This is a genomic window from Megasphaera micronuciformis F0359 (assembly GCF_000165735.1).
Lineage (GTDB): Bacteria > Bacillota > Negativicutes > Veillonellales > Megasphaeraceae > Megasphaera > Megasphaera micronuciformis.
This window is the reverse complement of record NZ_GL538177.1, coordinates 53531-75105: the sequence shown is the minus strand read 5'-3', so window position 1 is coordinate 75105 and position 21575 is coordinate 53531. Positions and strand designations below refer to the sequence as shown.

Annotated in this window: 21 protein-coding genes; 13 read left to right on the top strand and 8 right to left on the bottom strand. The window is 40.0% G+C overall.

Annotated features, from left to right (window positions below):
* Nucleotides 1–19: 19 nt before the first annotated feature.
* The 5 genes from jag to rpmH form a co-directional block, all read right to left on the bottom strand.
* Complete coding sequence (gene jag / locus HMPREF9429_RS00530) at nt 20–739, bottom strand: RNA-binding cell elongation regulator Jag/EloR (RefSeq protein ID WP_006940818.1); 720 nt, start codon at nt 737–739, stop codon at nt 20–22.
* A gap of 1 nt (nt 740) precedes the next feature.
* Nucleotides 741–1394 carry a YidC/Oxa1 family membrane protein insertase gene (locus HMPREF9429_RS00525; protein ID WP_006940817.1) on the bottom strand — a complete coding sequence of 218 codons (654 nt, stop codon included), beginning with the start codon at nt 1392–1394 and terminating at the stop codon, nt 741–743.
* 83 nt (nt 1395–1477) lie between these two features.
* Nucleotides 1478–1687 carry a membrane protein insertion efficiency factor YidD gene (gene yidD, locus HMPREF9429_RS00520; RefSeq protein ID WP_040773063.1) on the bottom strand — a complete coding sequence of 70 codons (210 nt, stop codon included), beginning with the start codon at nt 1685–1687 and terminating at the stop codon, nt 1478–1480.
* Between the two features lie 2 nt (nt 1688–1689).
* Nucleotides 1690–2043: a ribonuclease P protein component gene (gene rnpA / locus HMPREF9429_RS00515; protein WP_006940815.1), complete on the bottom strand. Its 354-nt coding sequence runs from the start codon at nt 2041–2043 to the stop codon at nt 1690–1692.
* 74 nt (nt 2044–2117) lie between these two features.
* Complete coding sequence (gene rpmH, locus HMPREF9429_RS00510; RefSeq protein WP_006940814.1) at nt 2118–2252, bottom strand: 50S ribosomal protein L34; 135 nt, start codon at nt 2250–2252, stop codon at nt 2118–2120.
* Nucleotides 2253–2588: 336 nt separating this feature from the next.
* On the opposite strand from rpmH, the gene dnaA reads away from it, so the two are divergent.
* The 9 genes from dnaA (at nt 2589) to HMPREF9429_RS00465 (ending at nt 12942) form a co-directional block, all read left to right on the top strand.
* The gene (dnaA, locus tag HMPREF9429_RS00505; protein WP_156780681.1) at nt 2589–4106 is read left to right on the top strand and encodes a chromosomal replication initiator protein DnaA; all 1518 of its coding nucleotides are present in this window, start codon (nt 2589–2591) and stop codon (nt 4104–4106) included.
* 219 nt (nt 4107–4325) lie between these two features.
* On the top strand, nt 4326–5444 hold the full coding sequence (gene dnaN / locus HMPREF9429_RS00500) for a DNA polymerase III subunit beta (protein WP_006940812.1): 1119 nt from the start codon (nt 4326–4328) through the stop codon (nt 5442–5444).
* 7 nt (nt 5445–5451) lie between these two features.
* On the top strand, nt 5452–5670 hold the full coding sequence (locus tag HMPREF9429_RS00495; RefSeq protein WP_006940811.1) for an RNA-binding S4 domain-containing protein: 219 nt from the start codon (nt 5452–5454) through the stop codon (nt 5668–5670).
* A 3-nt stretch (nt 5671–5673) separates the two neighbouring features.
* Nucleotides 5674–6786, top strand: a complete 1113-nt coding sequence (gene recF, locus HMPREF9429_RS00490; RefSeq protein WP_006940810.1) for a DNA replication/repair protein RecF — start codon at nt 5674–5676, stop codon at nt 6784–6786.
* Nucleotides 6758–7621, top strand: coding sequence for a DUF721 domain-containing protein (locus HMPREF9429_RS00485; RefSeq protein WP_156780680.1), 864 nt, complete (start codon nt 6758–6760; stop codon nt 7619–7621). The genes recF and HMPREF9429_RS00485 overlap by 29 nt, the downstream gene beginning before the upstream one ends.
* A gap of 93 nt (nt 7622–7714) precedes the next feature.
* Entirely contained in the window at nt 7715–9628 is a 1914-nt protein-coding gene (gene gyrB, locus HMPREF9429_RS00480) for a DNA topoisomerase (ATP-hydrolyzing) subunit B (RefSeq protein ID WP_040773060.1), read from the top strand.
* 10 nt (nt 9629–9638) lie between these two features.
* A complete protein-coding gene (locus HMPREF9429_RS00475; protein WP_006940805.1) occupies nt 9639–10802 on the top strand; it encodes a pyridoxal phosphate-dependent aminotransferase in 1164 nt (387 codons plus the stop codon).
* Between the two features lie 16 nt (nt 10803–10818).
* Entirely contained in the window at nt 10819–11559 is a 741-nt protein-coding gene (locus HMPREF9429_RS00470) for a hypothetical protein (protein WP_006940803.1), read from the top strand.
* A gap of 21 nt (nt 11560–11580) precedes the next feature.
* On the top strand, nt 11581–12942 hold the full coding sequence (locus HMPREF9429_RS00465) for a hemolysin family protein (RefSeq protein ID WP_040773056.1): 1362 nt from the start codon (nt 11581–11583) through the stop codon (nt 12940–12942).
* Between the two features lie 52 nt (nt 12943–12994).
* Here HMPREF9429_RS00465 and HMPREF9429_RS00460 read toward each other — a convergent pair whose 3' ends face one another.
* The 3 genes from HMPREF9429_RS00460 to HMPREF9429_RS00450 all read right to left on the bottom strand — a co-directional run bounded on the left by HMPREF9429_RS00460 (nt 12995) and on the right by HMPREF9429_RS00450 (nt 16379).
* Nucleotides 12995–13954, bottom strand: coding sequence for an NAD(P)H-dependent glycerol-3-phosphate dehydrogenase (locus HMPREF9429_RS00460; RefSeq protein WP_006940799.1), 960 nt, complete (start codon nt 13952–13954; stop codon nt 12995–12997).
* Between the two features lie 87 nt (nt 13955–14041).
* Nucleotides 14042–15037 (bottom strand): isocitrate/isopropylmalate dehydrogenase family protein, encoded by a 996-nt coding sequence (locus HMPREF9429_RS00455; protein WP_006940796.1) that lies wholly within the window; start codon nt 15035–15037, stop codon nt 14042–14044.
* A 1-nt stretch (nt 15038) separates the two neighbouring features.
* Nucleotides 15039–16379: a citrate synthase gene (locus tag HMPREF9429_RS00450; RefSeq protein WP_006940795.1), complete on the bottom strand. Its 1341-nt coding sequence runs from the start codon at nt 16377–16379 to the stop codon at nt 15039–15041.
* 289 nt (nt 16380–16668) lie between these two features.
* On the opposite strand from HMPREF9429_RS00450, the gene HMPREF9429_RS00445 reads away from it, so the two are divergent.
* Genes HMPREF9429_RS00445 through HMPREF9429_RS00430 form a run of 4 tightly spaced genes read left to right on the top strand, consistent with a single transcriptional unit; the run spans nt 16669 to nt 21554 of the window.
* Nucleotides 16669–18945 (top strand): hydratase, encoded by a 2277-nt coding sequence (locus HMPREF9429_RS00445; protein ID WP_006940794.1) that lies wholly within the window; start codon nt 16669–16671, stop codon nt 18943–18945.
* A gap of 20 nt (nt 18946–18965) precedes the next feature.
* On the top strand, nt 18966–19808 hold the full coding sequence (gene dapF, locus HMPREF9429_RS00440) for a diaminopimelate epimerase (RefSeq protein WP_006940793.1): 843 nt from the start codon (nt 18966–18968) through the stop codon (nt 19806–19808).
* 11 nt (nt 19809–19819) lie between these two features.
* The gene (sfsA, locus tag HMPREF9429_RS00435) at nt 19820–20956 is read left to right on the top strand and encodes a DNA/RNA nuclease SfsA (RefSeq protein ID WP_006940792.1); all 1137 of its coding nucleotides are present in this window, start codon (nt 19820–19822) and stop codon (nt 20954–20956) included.
* Between the two features lie 10 nt (nt 20957–20966).
* Nucleotides 20967–21554: a hypothetical protein gene (locus HMPREF9429_RS00430; protein ID WP_006940791.1), complete on the top strand. Its 588-nt coding sequence runs from the start codon at nt 20967–20969 to the stop codon at nt 21552–21554.
* The last annotated feature ends 21 nt before the right edge of the window (nt 21555–21575 follow it).

The window sequence follows — 21575 nt, the reverse complement described above, 5'->3', positions numbered from 1 at the left end:
CAATGCACCGGGCCCTCTATTATTGGTAATAAATAACTACATGACGATACGGGTCCTGGCCTTCACTTTCCGTCCGTACATGTTCCGTGTCCTGAAGGGCTACGTGAATAATTTTCCGCTCAAACCCGTTCATCGGTTCAAGAACAACCTTGTTACGATTGCGTTTAACTCGACTTGCCAAACGATGAGCCAAGTTTTTTAACGTTTCTTCACGACGAGCCCGGTAGTTTTCTACATCAAGCATAATGAAGAAACGATTTTCTTTGCCTTTATTAGCTTTCAAATTAATGATATATTGCAAGGCATCCAATGTCTGCCCGTGTTTTCCTATAAGAACTCCTAAGTCGTCGCCGTGTATGTGAAGTGTAATTCTATCAGCCTTTATCATCTTTTCGATAACAGCCGAAATTCCCATTTTTTCAAGAATTGTATTCAGGAATTCTTTCGCATCAGCCGCGATTTCCTCAGCATCATTACGCGCTTCTTCCCCATCTAATTCAACGGGCTTTACTTCTACGGAAACTTCTTCAACTTGTATAGCTTCAACAGGTACTTCTTCAACCTGTTTCTCAATTACCGTAAGGCGAACCTTGGCCTCTTTTTTACCGAAACCCAAAATACCGCTACTGGGCTGAACCAATACTTCCGTTTCCACTTCGGATATATCTTTTCCCAGTTCTTTAAGACCCGATTCAATCGCTTCTTCAATAGTTTTTCCCGTAGCTTCGATAATCATCATGTTAATTCTCCTTTTTGAGACGTCCCATAATCATCTGCTGAGCTCCTTGGAAAACATTGGAAATAATCCAGTAAATAACCAAGCCGCTCGGGAATGTCAAGCTAATCCAACCTATAAAAAGGGGCATAGCTACCTTCATAATCTTTTGTTGCATAGCCTGCGGACCTTCAGCATCAGGCTGTGCACCTGTCATTTGCTTTTGTATAAGGAAGGTAGAAAGAGCCGACAAGACCGGCAAAATATAGGTTTCATCAGGCTGACCCAAACTGGAAAGCCACAAAAAGCTTTCATATGCAGGATCATACGGATAGGATCGCAACGCATAGAAGATAGATACGAGGAAAGGCATTTGGATTAAAATAGGCAAACATCCCGAAAGGGGATTCACACCCATTTCACGATAAAGCTTACTCATTTCTTCCTGCATCTTCTTCTGGTTGCCCTTATATTTTTTCTGTAATTCTTTTATTTTCGGCTGTAACAGTTGCATTCCTTCCATAGAACGAATCTGTTTTGCCGTCAACGGACTGAGTACCAGCTTAATAATAATTGTAAGCATTATAATGGCAATACCGTAACTGGGGTATCCCACTGATTGAGTAAAGGCGTAGCAATAGTCCAAGAAGGTTGACATAATGCCGCTCAATACATCCATAATTCCGCTGAAAAAGCCCAAAAATCTCAACTCCTATCAAGTATAAAAAAATCCGGGGACAGGCCTTAATTTCATCCGTCCCGTTACGGCAACGGGTCATAACCGCCCTTATGCAAAGGATGGCATTTTAAAATTCTCTTAACAGCGAGAACCGACCCTTTTACTGCACCGTATTTTTGTAAGGCTTCAATGGCATAAGCAGAACAAGTAGGGTAAAATCGACAACAAGGTAACCCCAACGGAGATACACATATTCTATATACTTTCACAAAAAATATAAGTATATATTTCATAACTAAGCCTTTTTCAAAAGACCGGCCTGTTTAAAAAGCTTCATAATCGTCTTTTCCGCATCTGCGTAAGTACCGTACTTCATACGGCTTCTGCCGATTAGTACCAAGTCATATCCGCTTATCAGTTCAGACCGATGTAGGCGATATACTTCCTTCATTAAACGCCTGCAGTAATTGCGCTCGACGGCACAACCTACTTTTTTTCCCGTCACAAATCCCGATCGAATCGGTTGTTGCGGCGATCGTTTCATAATATATAAAACGACGGATCTGGCCACATATGACTTACCGTGACGATATACGAGCTGATATTCTCGATTTTTGCATAAGCGGTCTTTTTTTTTCAACTCATACATAACGATTATCCTGATAATGGCAGATGAACAGAAAAATCCCTCAAGGAATTTTTCTGTTCATCTCGTAATTGTTATTAAGCAGAAAGTTTCTTTCTACCTTTCATGCGGCGTTTTTTTAAAACCATACGACCGCCTTTAGTTTTCATTCTTTCACGGAAGCCGTGCGTTCTTTTCTTCCACAAGTTATTCGGTTGAAATGTCTGTTTCAAGTGAAGCACCTCCTTTTACACATAATACTTTGAGCTTACACCATAACAGTGTAATTATACTCAATAGGCCATATACTGTCAATGAAGAGGATATATAAGATTTATAAGTAAATAGGTCGGTCTATTCCATTCATACCTTTTTTGGTGTAAAATGTGGATAGATGACATATATAAAAAGAAAGTTATCAACATATTATCAACAATTGTTGATAACTTTCTTTTTTCTTTCTCTTTTCGATATTTATCGTAAGAAAAAGAGTTTTATCTACACAGTTATACACATTATATCACAACAATTACTCGTATATACACATGCATTTTAAAGAGAGGTCTCTTATGGAAACTATTGATATTACGGAACTTTGGATTCGCATGTTGGAAAAGTTAAAACAATCATTGCCACCGCAAATTTACAACACGTGGATAGAAACATCCTTAATACCTTATTCTCTTGAAAACAATACGTTTACCCTCGATACAACTACTAATTTTATCTGTTCTTACATTACAAAAAAATATACACACCTATTGGAAACGACGGCTTCATCCGTGGCCGATCAAGAGATTAAAGTTCGTCTTATTCACAGTGCCGGAGATCTTTCCGATATGGGACAGTCAAATACTCAAAAAAAAGAAGAGTCTCAAGATATATATGCCAACAACGTATATACTATTGAAAGTTTAAAAACTCATGAAACAACGGAATCGGTTCCCCCCCATACGGAACAGGTACAGACAGGTTCAGAACCTACTTATACTCCGGATATAAAACAATCCGGACCTTTTTCTGACGAAAAGGATGATATTTTACAAACAGGGGCCTCCACTTTAAACGACGCTTATACCTTTGATACTTTTGTTGTAGGCAACAGTAATCGATTGGCTCATGCAGCGGCTATGTCCATAGCCGAATCGCCTATGACAAAATATTCTCCCTTTTTTATATACGGTGACAGCGGTCTGGGCAAAACACATTTGATGCACGCTATCGGTCATTATATATTAAAACATTATCCTCATTTACGACTACGCTGTATTACAAGTGAAGATTTTGCCAATGAACTCATTCAATCCATCCAGGATAAAAACCCTGAAAGTTTTCGTCAACGATACAGAAATATAGATGTCCTTCTCGTCGATGATATTCAGTTTTTAGAAAGTAAAGAACATACACAAGAAGAGTTTTTCCACACCTTCAATAAACTCTACAAAGACCATAAACAAATGGTTTTTACAAGCGATCGACCTCCACAGAATATAAAAAAACTGGAAGATAGGCTTCGATCCCGTTTTCAAGGCGGAACTGTTGTAAATATTGATCCTCCCGATTTGGAAACGAGAACAGCGATTTTAAGAAATCGGGCCAAAATCGAACATCTACCTATTGATAAAGAAGCCATCGACTATATAGCTTCCAATGTGAGCGAAAACATTCGCGAACTTGAAGGAGCCTTTATTCGAGCTCAAATGCAGGCATCTGTCGAAAACTCTCCCATTACACTGGAAGTAACACAAAGGGCTCTTCAAGAGCTGGTCAAAACAAAACAGGAAAAAAAATATATTACTATTGATGAAATAACTAAACATGTATGCTCATATTATAAAATAAAATATGAAGACTTAATGAGTAAAACTAAACTCAAAAAAATAGCTTTTCCTCGTCAAATAGCCATGTATTTATGCCGTGAATTAACAGAGCACACATATCCTCATATCGGTGTCGCTTTTAATGACAGAGACCATACAACAGTCATATATGCGGTTAATAAAATTTCTAAAGAGATCAAAAAAGACGAGTCTCTGCGAAAAGCTGTTGAACAAATAAAAAATTCAATTATCCTTGTGGATAAATAGGTTTATATGTTGTATATATCCTTTCTATAAAAGTGAATAAGTAATTTTCCTGTAAAATTGTGAATAATCCGATTTTACTTATCCACTTTTTATAAACACGGGTAAACAAGATAACTTACACTTTTAAAAGACTTTTTTACAAATCCACACCCCCTATTACTATTATTACTATTTAATAAGCTCCAATTAAGTTCATATTCATATAAAAAGGAGAATACCATGAAACTGAAAATTCAAAAAGAAGACTTTACACGTGCCTTACAGTCGGTGCAAAAAGTAGCATCCAATAAAAGTAATAACTTATCCAGTGAAAACGGTCTTCTAATCAAAGCTATAAATGATAATATTGAAATTCAGGCCAACGACTATGATATGGGAATCAAAACAACCATTCCCGGTATCATTGAAGAATCCGGTGAAGTATTTTTATGGGATCCTCATTTGTCAGAATTAACAAGACGTATAGCATCTGAAGAAATTATACTGACCAAAAGTGATTCGGATTCACAAATGTCTATTGAGGGCGGTAAGCTTAAATATAGATATATGACTATGAATACTGAGGACTTTAATGAAGTCGAAGTTGTTGAACAGGGATATGCTTCCTTCACAACAGACAGTGTTATCCTTAAAGATTTAATCGACAATACTTCTTATGCATGCGCAACAGATACATCCCGCCCCGTGTTTACAGGTACTTTTTTAGATGTTTCCGGAAAATCTTTATCTATGGTTGCAACGGATACCCATCGTTTGGCTTTAAAATCAGTTACATTGGATCAACCGTCAACAGGAGATATTCAAGCTATTATTCCCGGTAGATTATTATCTGAAGTAGCCCGACAGTTACCGACAGATGTTCCCGTTGTCGTAAAGATTACGGCTGTAAGAAATTATTTGGCTATTCAATTCGGTAATGTATATATCCGTACACGTCTTATAGAGGGAACCTTCCCTGATTACAAACGAGTTATTCCGACGGAATTCAGCAATATTATTACTATAAGACGCAGTGACTTTACAGCTGCCGTTGAAAGAATTTCAATTGTCGCCAAAGATGCTCAATATAATGTTATTAACTTTGATATGGCGGATAATCAGATTCACATGAATAGTCAGGACCCGGATCACGGTGTTGTAGAAGATTCGGTTGAATGTATCATGTCCGGCGGAAATCCTTTGTCCATATCTTTTAATGGACGTTTTATTCTTGATGTATTAAAACATTGCAGTAAGGATGAAATTTTTCTTAAATGCCGTGAAAACAGTCCTATGTTGATACAAGATAAGGATACGGGAAATTGCGTATTTGTTGTTACGCCTATGCGTGCAAGATAGGAGCAACATGAAAGAAATAAAGATTCAGACAGAAACGATACAATTGGATCAGTTCTTAAAGTGGGCCGATATTACGGAAAGTGGCGGTCAAACGAGTATGCTTATTGCCAATAAAATGATTTTTGTAAACGGTGAAAGTTGTACTGTAAAAAGAAAGAAACTTTATCCTAATGATATAGTGAAGGTAGAAAATGTAGGGCAGTTTAGAGTTGTCGGAGAACAGTAAGTAATGAATATATCGAGAATTCGCTTACTTAATATAAGAAACTATGAAGAAGCGGATATATCTTTTCCTGCGACCGTTATTGTTTTATATGGTAATAACGGTCAAGGAAAAACTAATTTGTTGGAAGCCTTATATACCGGATGTATAGGTAAATCGTATAGAGGTGTTACAGATGTGGATTTGTTGAGAAAATCCGCTACAAACGGAAGCGTTATTATCGATTTTATAAGGAATAAAACAGAACAAAATATTAAAATTGTTTTTTCTCTTCATGAAAAAAAGCGCGTGTCCGTAAATGATACGAAGGTAAGAACGAGAGAACTTTTCGGTATACTTCAAGAAGTTATGTTTTCACCTGAGGATTTACAACTAATAAAAGGAAATCCGGCATTAAGACGACGTTTTCTGGATATGGAAATATCTCAAACCAATCCGTCCTATTATAAGATGCTATTACAGTATAATAAGGCTGTATCTCAAAGAAATATACTTTTAAAGCGGATGAAATATGAAAAAGATATATCTCTTCATGAATGGGATCTCCAGTTAGCACGTCTGGCAGCCTATATAGTTAATAAAAGAAAAGAATCTTTAGAGAAGATATCTGTTGTCGTAAAGGAAATATACAGGAACTTAACGAGTGAAAAAGAGATAGTAAAATTGACATACATTCAGCCATATAAGGGTTCGACGGTAGAGGATACGGAAGACGTTTATTATGAATTATTACGGAAAAATAGGGAAAAAGATATTTATCGTCAGTCTACGTCTATAGGTCCTCATAGAGATGATTTCGTTGTGGAAAATGATTTGGGGGAATTGAAAAAATTCGGGTCTCAAGGACAACAACGGACTGCTGTTTTAGCATTGAAAATGGCGGAGTTGGAATTTATAAAAAAAGAGAACGGAGAATATCCGATTTTATTGCTTGATGATGTTATGAGTGAATTAGATGAAGAACGAAGAAATGCTTTGCTTTCTTTTGTGCAAGGAAAGGTTCAAACTTTTATTACGACAACGGATGATTCTTTTTTTCGTAAGGAAAAGGAATATTCGTTTCTTTATGTAGAAAAAGGAAAGGTTCGATATGACGAACATGAGAAGAGGAACAACTGAAAAAGCCGGTGATTTGATACAAGAAGTGTTGGAACATAATAACTTATTGAAACCTTATCGCCATTATGAATTGAAAAAAAAGTGGTCCTCTTTAATGGGCAATCGAATAGGAAAGTATTCTTATATAAAAGATATACGAGAAGGAGTCATTACAATAGGGGTATTCAATTCTGCATGGATGAATCAGTTATTCATGTATAAGAATAATATTGAAGAAAAAATTAATGATTTCCTGGGTGAAAAGTATGTAAGTGATATAAAATTTGTAAGTGCTTCAAAATTTCCTGAAAAAAGAATGATAAACCTTGCAGATGATCATGAATTTGTTTTGAAGATAAAACCGGCAGAAATTGTTTTGGCAGAAGAAACGGTAAATACAATAAAACAAGTTTCCGATAAGTGTCAGGAAGGATTAAAAGAAAAAATATTTCGTTTGCAAGTAGCGGCAAAACGAAGAAGCAAAGCCTATGAAGCTGAAGGATATATACCTTGTTCGGGTTGCGGTAGGTGGATACAAAAAAATAAGGATTGTGAACATTGTCTATCTGAAAAGAATCAAGAAAAAAAAGTAAAATTAACGGCAATTTTGAATGAAATGCCTTGGCTAACTTGGGAGGACGTTCAATCCTTGTATCAAAGAGAAAGCTTTCAGGAGAAACAGTATGATGAAGTTCGTCGGAATTGTATTTACAGGTTAATAGAAAAAGTTTATCATAATGCGGATACAAAAGAGGATGACTTATTTTTATCCATTTTTATTACAAGAAAAAAGCCCCATGAGTTAACAGATAGATTTATCATCAATTTAGTTAATAAGTATAGGAATAATGCTTAAAAGAATTTAATTAGACTTAAAAACTCCTTGATTGGTAAGTTTTGAGGAATATTGTATAATAGAGTGATTATTAAACAGGAGGCACACGTTTTTATGTCTGAACAAAAGAAAGTTTCTTACGGAGCTGATCAAATACAGGTGCTTGAGGGATTGGAAGCAGTCCGTAAAAGACCGGGTATGTATATCGGCAGTACATCTTTAAAGGGGCTTCATCATCTGGTTTATGAAGTAGTAGATAACAGTATTGATGAAGCCTTAGCCGGCTATTGTACACATATTGAAGTTACAATTGAAGAGGATAACAGTATTACCGTTGTTGATAATGGCCGCGGTATTCCCGTAGCTATGCATAAAATCGGAAAACCGGCTGTTGAAGTAGTTTTGACGGTTTTACATGCAGGAGGTAAATTCGGCGGTGACGGATATCCTATTTCCGGCGGTTTACACGGTGTGGGTATTTCCGTAGTAAATGCTCTTTCCGAACAGACGGAAATCGAAGTTAAACGTGACGGATTCTTGTGGAAAATTTCTTTTGCTCGCGGTTTGACAGTAAACTCATTGGAGAAAGTTCGGCCTTTGGAAGAGGGAGAAGAACGGGGAACAAAAGTATGGTTTAAACCTGATAGTGAAATATTCCCTGATACGGTTTATGATTTTGAAACACTTAAAATCAGACTGAGAGAACTTGCCTTTTTAAATAAGGGACTGACTATTACTCTTGCAGACAAAAGAACGGATAAAAAGGAAATTTATTATTATGAAGGCGGTTTAACCTCTTTTGTTCAATTTTTAAATGAAAACCGTACGCCCGTAAATCAGACAGTTATCAGTTTGGAAGGGATCAAGAGTGATGTAGTCGTTGATATAGCGTTGCAGTATAATGACGGATACAGTGAAAATATACTGACTTTTGTTAATAATATTTTTACTGAAGAAGGAGGTACTCATCTGAGTGGCTTCCGTTCAGGTCTTACGAGAACTATTAATGATTACGGTCGTTCTTCCGGGATTATTAAAGAAAATGAAGATAACCTTTCCGGTGAAGATGTGCGTGAAGGATTAACGGCTATTATCAGTGTTAAAGTAAGGGAGCCTCAGTTTGAAGGGCAAACTAAGACTAAACTCGGTAATAGTGAAGTAAAAGGTATTGTAGATAATATTATTTCCGACGGATTGAAGGAATTTTTCGAAGAACATCCGGCAGAAGCAAAAAGTATTGTAACTAAGAATATAAATGCTGCAAGGGCCCGTCAGGCAGCACGTAAGGCGAGAGAGTTAACACGCAGAAAAAATGCTTTGGAAATCAGTAGCCTACCCGGTAAATTGGCCGATTGTTCGGAAAAAAATCCGGATATGACAGAAATTTATCTCGTCGAAGGTGATTCAGCAGGCGGGTCGGCCAAGCAGGGCCGTGATAGAAAGTTCCAGGCTATTTTACCCTTGCGCGGAAAAATTATTAATGTAGAAAAGGCTCGTCTTGACAAGATTCTTGCCAATGAAGAAATTCGTGCTATGATTACGGCTTTCGGAACGGGTATTGGTGAAGAGTTTGATATTACTAAACGTCGCTACGATAAAATTATTATTATGACCGATGCGGATGTTGACGGGGCTCATATCAGAACTCTTTTATTAACCTTCTTCTATCGTTTTATGAAGCCTTTGATTACGGAAGGGCATGTATATATTGCTCAGCCCCCGTTGTACCAAGTACGAAAGGGGCGTTCTGTATGGTATTTGTATACAGATGACGAGTTGACAAATAAATTGGCTGAAGTAGGAAATGAAAATGCTGTCGTACAGCGATATAAAGGTTTGGGTGAAATGAATCCTGAACAGTTGTGGGAAACAACGATGGATCCCCAATTTAGGACTATGTTAAAAGTTGAATTGGAAGACGCTGTTGAAGCGGATCGCATTTTTTCCGTTTTAATGGGTGATAAAGTTGAACCGCGTCGTAAATTTATTCAAGACAATGCTAAGAAAGTAAGAAATTTGGATTTATAAGGAGGGCATTATGCCTGCATTATCAGAACGTACTAACCTTTTTACAGATTCACCTATTGCAAAAATGTCCGTCTTATCGGAACAATACGGTGCTGTTAACTTATCTGCAGGCTTTCCCGACTTTCCTCCGCCTCGACCTATTCTTGACTCTTTGAAACAGATTGCCGATGAAGGACCCCATCAATATAGTTTGGATGCCGGTTCGGAAAACTTCAGGCATGCTTTGGCGGAATTTCGTTTTAAATGTACGGGACGCAAACCTGATACAAAAAAAGAGTTGATTGCTACTTGCGGTGGTACGGAAGCTCTTATATCAACGATTATGACAGTTGTTGATAAGGGTGATAAGGTTATTATCTTCTCTCCTTACTATGATGCTTACAGCGTTGACGTAAAATTGGCGGGAGGAGAGCCTATTTTTGTTTCTCTTCGTGGCGATGATTTTACTTTTAATGAAGATGAAATGGAAAAAGCTTTTAAAGAACGTCCGAAGGCTGTTCTTTTGTGTGATCCGTCAAATCCGTGCGGCAAGGTTTTTACGCGGGAAGAATTGGGCATTATAGCCGCTTATGCCGAAAAATATGATACCTTTGTGATTGTAGATGAAGTATATTCACAAATTATTTATAAACCCTATACATATACGTATTTTTCTGAATTACCGCATATGCATGATCGTACGATTTGCGTAGGCTCTCTGTCCAAGACTTATTCTATTACAGGTTGGCGAGTAGGTTATATTCTCGGACCTGAAGCTGTTATTGATGAAATAAAGAAGGTCCATACTTTCTTTACTATCAGCGCTCCCAGCCCTTTACAAGAGGCGGCGGTTACGGGACTTCGTTTTGGCGGTGATTATTATGACGGCCTCGTAAAAACGTATACGGAAAAGAGAGATATTTTGATGAAGGGGCTTGATGACCTGGGGTTAAAACACAATATTCCTCAAGGAGCTTTTTATTTACTCGTCGATATTTCTGAATTCGGTTATGAAAAAGATACGGAGTTCTGTGAAGATTTAGTTCGTAAAGTAGGTGTCGGATCTGTTCCCGGGTCTACCTTTTTTGCTGAAGATGTACAAAAATACGTACGTCTTCATTTTGCCGTCAATAATGAGACCCTTTATGCGGCCCTCAATCGTTTGGAAAGCATAAGAAGTAAGTTGTCTCGATAGATTGAGTGGAGATTTTATGATGAATAAAAAAATTACGGTCCTTGCAACACTTATATTTGTTTTTTCTTTGATGAGTGTCGGAGCTACGGAATCGGTAACGGATACAGCAGTGATACCGGTTACTGCTACCGTAAAAGAAAAAAATGATTCATACTATCTTACAAAAGGAAGAAAGTTTGAAGACTTGACGGCCTTTATTTCATCTATCGATGTAAAAGAAAGAAAACACACATATTTTCTTGTCGATAAAGATATGATGAACGGATATTTTTATCGTATAACAGAATATGATAAACAAAGTTCTGAACTTATTCGTGAGTATGCCGTAGCAAGGGATAAAAGCAATGTTTGGATCTTGCATACGGGAGAAAAGGCCGTTCTTATATACGGTAATGTTCAAAGTTTATTGAAACGTACGAGAATTGATTTGTATCCTGCTGTATTGGGTGTGAATGATACGGGAACCTTTTATGTAAATTTGCCGGCCTTTATTCCCTATACGCTTACGGGTGAAACAATTAATACAGCTATTGCAAAAATAGGAGAAAAGAACGCCGTTAAAGCTGTTTCCGAAGGAAGAACAAAAGCATTATTAACCATACGAATCGGTAAGGAAGAACGACAGTTTGAAAAGACAGTTACTGTTTCGTCTCGGGCTTATACCGGTACAGGAAACGGGCGAATCGGTATTGGCATAGGCATCGGGATAGGTGGACATTCTCGTAGTGGTATCGGTATCGGATTCGGTGATTGGTAAGATGGGAGAGAGTGATTCTTTTTGGAAATTTCCTTATATAAACAGTTTTTGGTAATTTTATTACTGACTGTCGGTAACGGTATCTTTTCTATGCTGGAAATGTCTATTGTCAGCAGCCATCAGTCAAGATTGGAATCCATGGCCGAAGAAGGCAATAAATCGGCGAAAATTGTTTTAAAATTAAGAGAAAACCCGAATAAGATGTTTTCGACCGTTCAGTTCGGTATGACGCTTGTAAGTTTATTGACAGGTGTTTACGGCGGGACGGAAATGGCCGGACCCCTGTCTCAATATGTAAAGATGGTACCCGGATTGGAGCCCTATGCTTATACAATCAGTATGGTAACCATTGTCGTTGTTATTACGTATTTAACTTTGATTCTCGGTGAATTGGTACCTAAGCGTATTGCTATTGACAGTCCTGAAAAAATAGCCTGTCTTTTAGCAAGACCTATGCTGTGTTTTTCTAAGATATGTACCCCCTTAGTTTGGATCCTATCGGCATCTACATCCTTTGTTACAAAAATTATCGGTGCCGATAATCCGGAAGTATTACCCGTTACGGCCGATGAAATACGTTTGCTGTTGGAACAAGGGGCTGAATCGGGAGCCTTTGACAAAGAAGAACCTAAGCTTGTCGAACGTGTTTTTCGCTTATCCGATATGGATGCAGGCGATATTATGACAAACCGGACACAGATGGATTGGATTGATTTGGAAGATGAAGAGGGACAGATCATGAACGATCTCCTCTCTTTTCACCATATAAATGTGCCCGTATGCCGCGGTTCCATAGATGAGTTTGTAGGCATTGTTTCCTTAAATAAAGTATTTAATCAATACTATCGGGCCGTTCTGTTAAAGAAAAATGTATCCATCCGTTCTATTTTAGAGCACACAAGTCGTAGTCCCGAATATATTCCTGAATCGATGGATATCATGAAGGTAGTTCACCTGTTTCAGGAAAAAGGAATCCATGAAGCAGCCGTTTTGGATGAATACGGTAATTTAAGCGGTATCTTATCAGTTCATGATATTTTGGAAAAACTTGTAGGTATTATGCCTGTCGGTGAAGAAGAAAAGGCGGAAGAAGCTAATAAAATCGTTCAACGGGCTGTCAATGAGTGGTTGATTGACGGATTGATTCCTATTGAGGAGTTTAAAGACTTTTTCAAAATTGATGAGGATCTTCCCGGTGAAGAGGAAGATCTTTATAAAACTTTGGGTGGATTGGTTGTCTACGGAGTAGGCAGAATTCCGAGAGAAACGGATGTATATGAGTGGAAAAACTACCGTTTTGAAGTTGTTGATATGGATAACTTACGAGTCGATAAAATATTAGTTACGCATACTCCTGAAGAAGAGAATGAAGAAAATACATAAAAAAACGGCACTGAAGTAAATCTTCAGTGCTGTTTTTAATAGAATTATCGGTTTATTCATCTTTTAAGGAACGTAAAAAGAGGCTTTCCAAACCGGCTTTAGGATCGATTCCCTTATGTGTAATTTCATAAACAGTCCGGCTTATGGGAAGTTCTACTTTATATTGTTCCGAAAGATTCATTAACGCTTCGGATGTATAGTAACCTTCGGCAAGATAGGATGTTTGCTTTCCTTTAATCCATTCTTCTCCGAAACGTCTGTTATTGCTGTATGGAGAAAAAAGAGTTGCTTCATAGTCACCCAAATGGGAAAGACCGTAAACTGTCATGGCTTGTCCGCCCATAGCGGCAATAAGTCGGGACAACTCGTGAGTGCCTCGAGCCATAAGAGCCCCTTTAAGACTTGTATAGTTGAGGCCGTCTAACATACCGGCAGCAATACCCATTACATTTTTTGCCGCCGCCCCTATTTCCGTACCGAGAAGATCTCTGCCGTAATAAAATCGAATTAAGGGCCCTGTAAGGGTCTGTACCAGGTTTTCCGTGAGCTTCTGGCGAGTCGAAGAAATGACCATACAATTAGGCATATGACGAACAAAATCTTGTACATGCCCGGGCCCCACCCAAACGGCAACGGGGGCATGACTTCCCAGCTCTTCGGATGCCACTTCCGAAAGTCGTTTACCGGTACCGATTTCAAGCCCTTTCATACATAATACCAGAGGCTTTTCGGAGAGATCCGTTTCTTTTTTTAAACGTTTAGCTAAAGAACGAAATTGTTGAGCATTGATAGATACAATGCATATATCGGCCGTTTGTACGGCCTGTTGCAAGTTATCGGTTAAAAGTATATCGGAAGACAGTGTCAGATAGTCGTTTCGGCCGGTTTGTACGAGCCGGTCCAAATTCGTAGATCCTGTACGTCCCCAAAGGGTGACCTTGTGACCGATACTGTTTGCATACCAAGCGTGAAAGCTTCCCCATCGGCCGCAGCCTAAGACGGATATATTCATGGACTGTCTCCTTTAATAAGTCGTTATGGCTTTATTATACAATAATCGGGCACTGTATAAAAAGCTCTCCTTTCGGAGAGCTTTTTATTATAAGTTGTCGATGATTGCTTGGGTGTATTCTTCCGTTTTCGCCGTACCTCCTAAGTCGGGAGTCAGAATATGCCCGTCTTGCAGAACCTTGTCTACGGCTTGTCTAATCTTTGCGGCGACCGTATCTTCTTTCAAGTATTCGAGCATCATACAAGCCGACCATAAGAGTGCCGTAGGATTGGCAATATGCTTGCCCGCGATGTCGGGAGCACTGCCGTGAACCGCTTCGAACATGGCATAATCCGTACCGACATTCATGGACGGTAAAAGACCGAGGCCGCCAATAAGGCCGCTTGTCAAATCGGAAATAATATCACCGTATAAGTTGGGTGTTACTATAATATCGAAGGTTTCAGGACGCATAACCAACTGCATGCAGACATTATCAACAATCTTATCGTCACTCTCAATATCGCTGTATTCTTCGGCAATACGATTAAATACGGAAAGGAAGAGACCGTCACTAAGCTTTAAGATATTGGCTTTATGCACGCAGGTTACTTTATGTCTACCGTGCTGACGAGCATATTCAAAAGCATCTCGAATGATTCGTTCACTTGCAGTACGGGTAATGATTTTTATAGCATGAACCGTGTTTTCATCGATTTGTTCTTCCACACCTACATATAAATCTTCCGTATTTTCTCTGAAGGTAATGATATCTACGTTGGAAAAAGGTGTATGTACCGCCGTATTCGACTTAGCCGGTCGGATGTTAGCATATAAGTTGTACTTATTGCGCAAGGTCACGTTGAGAGAACGGAAACCCTTACCGATAGGCGTTGTAATCGGTGATTTAAGGAGCACCTTCGTGCGTTCAAATGAGTCGAAACCGGCATCAGGTATGAGAGCTCCGTTTTTTTCATACTCTGCCTCACCTACATTATAAATATCGTATTCTAAAGGTGCATGAGCAGCTTTCAATACGGAAAGAACGGCATCCGTAATTTCCGGGCCGATACCGTCACCTTTGAATACAGTGATTGTTTTCATTTTATCTGTCCTTTCTGGCAATGTAAGGCTCTAGAGAACCGACAAATTTTGTAGCAGGACGCATAATTCGTCCGTCGTATAATTTGTTTTCTAAATTATGGGCTAACCAACCGACGAGACGGCTGACGACAAATAAGGGTGTATACAAGTCCTGCGGAATACCGAGTAATTGATAACAGAATCCGCTGTAGTAGTCAACATTACTGCAAATATCCATACCCTTTTCGGCACTGATTATTTTTTTAGCTACATTTTCAAAGCGGCGATAAAAGTCGAACTGCTTTTCCAAGCCCTTCTTTTTAGCGATTTCACCACAGTACTTACGCATAATTTCCGCACGCGGGTCTGAGAGAGTATAAACGGCATGTCCGAAACCGTATACTAATCCGTCTGTTTGAGGAAAGGTCTTGTTTAAAATTTCCCGTACCGTTTCTTCCATCTTTTCATTGGATGCATCCAGGCCTATTTTATCTATAACAGCATGCATCATCTTAGAGGCACGAATATTGGCGCCGCCGTGACGGGGGCCCTTTAAGGCCCCGATGGAACTGGCCATAGTGGAATAAATATCCGTATCCGTCGAAGCGACGACGACATTGGTAAAAGTCGAGTTTGTACCGCCACCGTGATCGGCGTGAAGGAAGAGCAGAATATCTAAAAGTTTAGCTTCCGCATCCGAAAAGACCCCATCGGATCGTAAAAGTGACAAAATATTTTGAGCTGTCGAGTAATCTTTGCGCGGATAGTGTATAATCAAGCTGTGTCGGTCGTAATAATGGACTTTGGACATATAGGCATAGCAAGCAATAGAGGGTAACTTAGCCATAATGTCCAGCCCCTTACCCAGCATTTGATACACGTCCGTATTATCCGGATCGGGATCGTAGTTATATAAGGTTAACAAAGCATGTTGGAGTTTGTTCATCAAATTTTTTCCGGGCATACGGAGCAGATTCATTTCCAGAAAATCATCGGGAAGTTGGTAAGAGTCGGATAAGGTCTTACAGAACTCCCTCAGTTCAGCCCTATTCGGTAAATAGCCGAAAAGAAGTAGAAAACAGGCTTCTTCGTACAAATAACCGCTATAAGTATCCTTATTTACAATATCGTTAATGTTTATGCCTCTGTAATACAAGATACCGTCGCTATTAACCTTATTACCATCCGTGTCGCGTTTGTATCCGACAACATCGGCAATACGAGTCAATCCGACAAGAACCCCGGTATGGTCTTCATTACGAAGACCTCGCTTAACACCGTATTGACTGTAAAGTTCTCTGGGAATTTGAGTATAGTTTTGAGACTTTCCGTAGAATTGGGCTAATTGAATATTTTGAGTCATGCCGTAGGCTCCTTTCCTAGGGGCTGGGTATTGGTAAATATTCCTTTGATTTTATAAATATCCAAACAAGAAGAAACGTTACGAACTACGAATAATACACTTGTAATTATAGCATAAAAACACGCTCTGTAAAATAAAATTAAATGGTAGCGAATGGATTGTCGGATGTTTGTAGTAGAATAAATATGATATAATATAAGCTATATGAGTTTATTATTTTACAATATGAAATTCGATTACATAATTTTCGAAATAAGGAATTAATTTAGGAATAACGGAGGAGGACGCTGTGATTAAACTGTATAAAAACGGAGCGTACTTAATTAACGGTATGCAAATTGTAGAAGCCAGTAATGAAAATGAATTGAAAGCAGCTTGCGGCTGTTGTGTAACACCTGAAGAAGGACGAAAGGGAACCATTGCCTACTCTATTTTGATGAACCATAATACGGCGAATTCGCAAGAACATTTAAAAATTCGCTTTGACGCTATGGCTTCCCATGATATTACGTATGTAGGTATTATTCAAACGGCACGCGCTTCGGGAATGGAGCGGTTTCCTTTACCTTATGTGTTGACTAACTGTCACAATTCTTTGTGTGCTGTCGGTGGTACGATTAATGAAGATGATCACGTTTTCGGTCTGTCGGCAGCTAAAAAATACGGCGGTATTTTCGTGCCGCCTCATTTAGCCGTTATTCATCAATATATGCGTGAAAAAATGGCTGCCTGCGGCAGCATGATTTTAGGTTCAGACAGTCATACTCGTTACGGAGCTCTTGGAACTATGGCTATGGGTGAAGGTGGCGGTGAGCTGGTAAAACAATTATTGGAAGATACCTATGATATCGCCTATCCCGATATTGTCGGTGTGTATTTGGACGGAAAGCCCAATCCGGCCGTAGGGCCTCATGACATTGCCATTGCCTTGGTCGGAGCCGTATTTAAGAATGGTTATGTTAAAAATAAGGTCATGGAATTTATAGGTCCCGGAGTGGCATCTATGAATACGGATTACAGAAACAGTGTTGATGTCATGACAACGGAAACAACCTGTCTTTCGTCCGTATGGAGAACCGATGAGGATACGAAGGCTTATTTGACTATGCACGGCCGTAAAGATGCATATAAGGAACTGAATCCTTCGGCTGTTGCATATTATGACGGTATGATTTATGTAGATTTATCGAAAATCAAGCCCATGATTGCTATGCCTATGCATCCTAGCAGAGCCTTTACAATTGATGATGTTATTGCAAACGGCCCGGATATTTTAAGAGAAACGGAAGAGATTATCAAAGAGCGGTTGGCTAATAAGTCCATTGAATTTTCTTTGACGGATAAATTGGAAGGAAATCGACTGCGTGTTCAACAAGGTGTTATTGCCGGTTGTGCAGGAGGTAACTATACGAATATAGAGGCGGCGGCTCATGTGCTTAAACATCACAGTTTGTCGAACGACGTGTTTACTCTTGACGTCTACCCGTCGTCACAGCCTGTCGGACTTGACCTTTTAAGGAATGGAACGGTTGCAGATTTAACGGCTATCGGTGCCGTATGGAAGACGGCTTTTTGCGGTCCTTGTTTCGGTGCCGGAGATACGCCGGCTAATAATGCGTTCAGTATTCGTCATACGACACGTAACTTCCCCAATCGTGAGGGAAGCAAACCCGGTGACGGTCAATTTTCGGCGGTTGCACTGATGGATGCTCGTTCTATTGCGGCAACGGCCGTAAATGGCGGACTTCTTACGTCGGCTGACGGATACTTTGACAATTATAAGGAACGCCCGTATACGTATGACGACGGACCGTACGCAAGTCGTGTATATTACGGATTTAACCGTGGCAAAGGGGAAGAAAAGCTGGTTTACGGACCGAATATTAAGGATTGGCCGGAACAGGAAGCTTTGGCTGAAGACGTGTTGTTGAAAATGTGTTCTGTCATTACAGACCCCGTTACGACTACGGATGAATTGATTCCGTCGGGGGAAACGTCTTCCTATCGGTCAAATCCTTTGGGATTGGCCGAATTTACCTTGTCCAGAAGAGATCCCGACTACGTCGGACGAGCCAAGGAAGTTAAGCAAAAGGAAGAGTTACGACTTAACGGTGAAATGGATGCGGAAGTTGCAGCTGTCTATAGTTTATTGGAAAAGCATTTGGGAAATGTAGAGCGAAATAAAACGGAGATAGGTAGCGTTATTTACTGCACTAAACCCGGAGACGGATCGGCTCGCGAGCAGGCTGCCAGTTGTCAGCGCGTTTTGGGCGGGTTAGCCAATATTTGTAAGGAATATGCAACGAAACGATATAGATCCAATGTTATCAATTGGGGGATGTTACCCTTTCAGGTACGGAAAGAGACGGAATTTGCTGTTGGTGACTACGTATATGTACCGCATATCCGTAAGATCTTAGAAGGGGATATGAATAACATCAAGGCTTATTTAGTACGAAAGAACAGTATAGAGGAAGTAACTCTTTATATCGCAGACTTGACGTCGGAAGAACGAGAAATTATTCGAGCCGGCTGTCTCATTAACTATAATCGGAATAAGAAGTAAGAACACTTTCGGGGGAACATATGGATTTTGTAAAAATGCACGGACTGGGCAATGATTTTGTCTTTATTGAAGATAAGACGGGTCAAGACAAGGATTATACCGCGCTGGCTCGTGCCATGTGTAATCGACATACAGGAATCGGTGCGGACGGGCTTATTGTCATTGTAGACAGCCGCGTTGCGGATGTGCGTATGCGTATCATCAATTCTGACGGCAGCGAAGCGGAAATGTGCGGAAACGGCATTCGTTGCTTTGCCAAGTATGTGTATGACAGCGGCATTATTGAAAAAAAACAGTTTACCGTAGAGACGCCGGCAGGAATTATGGAACCGGAAATTACAGTCGGGGCAGATAACAAGGCGAAACTGATTACCATCAACATGGGGAGACCTTCGTTTAATAGAAGTGAAATTCCCATGGAGGGAGCCGATGGTCGAGTCTTGAATGAAGACTTGTGTGTAGACGGCGAAAATTGGAAAGTCACGTCTCTTCTCATGGGTGTGCCGCATACAGTAACGTATGTGGACGATGTGGATACTGTCGATATTGAAAAAATCGGGCCTTTATTTGAAAAGCACGAGGCGTTTCCGAAGCATACAAATATTAACTTTGCACAACAAATGGATGACCGGACTGTCAAGGTTCGTACGTGGGAACGCGGTGCAGGTGCTACGCTGGCATGCGGGACCGGCTCCTGTTCTGTTGCCGTCGCATCCTTTTTAAACGGGCGTACGGGAAGAGAAGTAGATATTCAACTTCCCTTGGGAACTTTGCACATTGAATATAGGGAAGAAGACGGCAATGTATATATGACGGGGCCGGCCGCAGTATCCTTTACGGGGACTTGGCCTGACGAAACGTAGTATTTATTATTATGATTAGACACGAAAAACTATTTAAAGGCCGGTTTATAGATCGACCCAATCGGTTTATTGTTCATGTCGAAATAGATGATGAAACGGTGACTTGTCATTTACCGAATCCCGGCAGACTATGGGAACTTTTGTATGTCGGGACGACGGTGTGGGTTCGTAAGGTTTTAACGCCGGGGCGAAAGACACCTTATGATGTTATCGGTATTGAGAGGGATGGAATTCCTGTTTTACTGGATACTCAATATAATAATGACGTGGCTGAGGCTTTAATTCGGGAGAAACGGATACCGGGTTGGGAGGACTGGGATGTTTTGCGGCGAGAAGTTGCCATAGAAGGCAGTCGGTTCGACCTTTTATTACATAGAGGAGACGACCTTTTCTTTTTAGAAGTGAAGTCTTGTACCTTATTCAGTAAAAACGGAGCTATGTTTCCCGACGCCGTCACGGAACGGGGGAGGAGGCACCTTCTCCATTTATCATCTTTGCGAGATAAAGGGATTCGTGCAGGTATTCTGTTTTTGGTTCAATGGAATCGGGCTCGCTGGTTTTTGCCCGATTATCATACAGATCCCGATTTTGCCGAAACATTTGAAACCTGTGCGGATAAACTTGACTGGAAGGCTTTTACGGTTGAATGGAATGACGATTTTTCCGAACCTACACCCGGGTGTGAACTTATGTATCCGCAGGCTGTTTTGGAGCGGGAAAACAGAGATCGAGGAACTTATGCCGTCATTTATTGTTTAGAAGAAGACCGCTGTGAGTTTGTTAAGGCGGGCAAAAAGCATGATTTTAAGGCAGGGTATTATGTATATATCGGGGCGGTTGAAGAAAATTTGAAAGCCCGCCTATCCGGACTTCGACGAGTGCGTAAAAAGCCGGTGCAAATTACGGATTATCTTCGTTTATTTATGACAGTATCGTCTGTGGCGGCCGTGCGTACGTCCGATACCGTGGAAGCGGAGTTTGCATCTTGTGTAGGTAACGTCAGTGACGGTTTTGTCCCGGCAATTACCGGGGATGACGGAAAACCTTGTCTTTTTTATTTTAAGGAAAACCCGGTGCATTATAAGCCGTTTATAGAAGCTCTTGAGGATATTCGCATGAATCGTTTGGAAACACTGTTTGATTTTTAGGGAGAGAATAATGGATAGAAAAGATGCCTTGGCTTTGTTACAAAAATATAATCATGAACCCTTCCATATTTTGCATGCACTTACGGTAGAAGGCGTTATGAAATGGTATGCTAATGAATTAGGATATGGCGATGAAGCTGATTATTGGGGATTAGTGGGGTTGCTTCATGACGTGGATTTTGAACAATATCCACAAGAGCATTGCAAGAAGGCTCCTGAATTGTTGTCTGAAATCGGGGCAACGCCGGAATTTATACGTTCCGTCTGCAGTCACGGCTTCGGTATTTGTGTAGATATAAAGCCGGAAGTACAGATGGAAAAGGTTCTCTTTGCGGCTGATGAGTTGACCGGCCTGATGGGGGCGGCAGCCATTATGAGGCCATCAAAGAGCACTAAAGATATGGAAGTAAAAAGTTTGAAGAAGAAGTTTAAGGATAAACGTTTTGCCGCCGGTTGCTCTCGTGATATCATTACGCAAGGAGCCGAGTTACTCGGCTGGGAGTTGACGGATTTAATGGAAAAAACGATTCTCGCCATGCGTTCGTGTGAAGACGACATTCATAAAGAGTATACCGAATTGACGGGACAGGAAGCATAGAATTTTTCGGCAAAGGAGTCG

Bases quoted from the DNA above. Each gene is read 5' to 3' on its own strand.
- sfsA (WP_006940792.1), top strand. From the start codon at position 19,820: ATGATTAGACACGAAAAACTATTTAAAGGCCGGTTTATAGATCGACCC.
- HMPREF9429_RS00475 (WP_006940805.1), top strand. From the start codon at position 9,639: ATGCCTGCATTATCAGAACGTACTAACCTTTTTACAGATTCACCTATT.
- HMPREF9429_RS00485 (WP_156780680.1), top strand. From the start codon at position 6,758: ATGACGAACATGAGAAGAGGAACAACTGAAAAAGCCGGTGATTTGATA.
- HMPREF9429_RS00470 (WP_006940803.1), top strand. From the start codon at position 10,819: ATGATGAATAAAAAAATTACGGTCCTTGCAACACTTATATTTGTTTTT.
- HMPREF9429_RS00495 (WP_006940811.1), top strand. From the start codon at position 5,452: ATGAAAGAAATAAAGATTCAGACAGAAACGATACAATTGGATCAGTTC.
- rnpA (WP_006940815.1), bottom strand. From the start codon at position 2,043: ATGTATGAGTTGAAAAAAAAAGACCGCTTATGCAAAAATCGAGAATAT.
- gyrB (WP_040773060.1), top strand. From the start codon at position 7,715: ATGTCTGAACAAAAGAAAGTTTCTTACGGAGCTGATCAAATACAGGTG.
- recF (WP_006940810.1), top strand. From the start codon at position 5,674: ATGAATATATCGAGAATTCGCTTACTTAATATAAGAAACTATGAAGAA.
- jag (WP_006940818.1), bottom strand. From the start codon at position 739: ATGATGATTATCGAAGCTACGGGAAAAACTATTGAAGAAGCGATTGAA.
- HMPREF9429_RS00450 (WP_006940795.1), bottom strand. From the start codon at position 16,379: ATGACTCAAAATATTCAATTAGCCCAATTCTACGGAAAGTCTCAAAAC.
- HMPREF9429_RS00460 (WP_006940799.1), bottom strand. From the start codon at position 13,954: ATGAATATATCCGTCTTAGGCTGCGGCCGATGGGGAAGCTTTCACGCT.
- dnaN (WP_006940812.1), top strand. From the start codon at position 4,326: ATGAAACTGAAAATTCAAAAAGAAGACTTTACACGTGCCTTACAGTCG.
- HMPREF9429_RS00430 (WP_006940791.1), top strand. From the start codon at position 20,967: ATGGATAGAAAAGATGCCTTGGCTTTGTTACAAAAATATAATCATGAA.
- yidD (WP_040773063.1), bottom strand. From the start codon at position 1,687: ATGAAATATATACTTATATTTTTTGTGAAAGTATATAGAATATGTGTA.
- dapF (WP_006940793.1), top strand. From the start codon at position 18,966: ATGGATTTTGTAAAAATGCACGGACTGGGCAATGATTTTGTCTTTATT.
- HMPREF9429_RS00525 (WP_006940817.1), bottom strand. From the start codon at position 1,394: ATGGATGTATTGAGCGGCATTATGTCAACCTTCTTGGACTATTGCTAC.
- dnaA (WP_156780681.1), top strand. From the start codon at position 2,589: ATGGAAACTATTGATATTACGGAACTTTGGATTCGCATGTTGGAAAAG.
- HMPREF9429_RS00455 (WP_006940796.1), bottom strand. From the start codon at position 15,037: ATGAAAACAATCACTGTATTCAAAGGTGACGGTATCGGCCCGGAAATT.